Source organism: Gordonibacter sp. 28C (assembly GCF_003339845.1).
Taxonomy (GTDB): domain Bacteria; phylum Actinomycetota; class Coriobacteriia; order Coriobacteriales; family Eggerthellaceae; genus Gordonibacter.
Map to the genome: position 1 here is coordinate 1 of NZ_PPTR01000031.1, position 363 is coordinate 363.

1 protein-coding gene is annotated in these 363 nt (G+C 70.0%); it reads left to right on the forward strand.

Translation table 11 applies throughout. The annotated features are described in order from the left end of the window. Positions 1 to 149: 149 nt before the first annotated feature. A partial coding sequence (locus C1878_RS16780; RefSeq protein ID WP_206749709.1) for a hypothetical protein occupies positions 150 to 363 on the forward strand: 214 nt, incomplete at its 3' end.

The following is a 363-nucleotide window of genomic DNA, read 5'->3' on the forward strand; positions in this document are numbered from 1 at the left end:
CCGCTGTCAAACCAGGGTCGGCATAGCCCGGGTCGGCCCGTCCCGCGAAAACCTCGCCGGCGGCTCGGAAGCCCTCTTCGGCCGTCGGCCGGGCCCCCGTCCCGCCCGATCGCAAGCCGTCCGATCGGGAAAGCGGCGCGCGGCGGCGCATGCCGATTCCGGTTCGGCGGCGGATTCTGTCGATCGCGGTCAAAAACGCCGGAACTGCGTCGCTCCGCCGGCCCTTGCGACGCCTTCCGATTCCCGACGATCTCGCGAGCAGGGAAAACGCGGATCAAGGCGTCGCCGAGCGTCCTCGCGAGGCCGCGCGGCGACGAACAACCGTCAAAAACGGCCGCGAAAGCCGGAATCCGCTGTCAAACC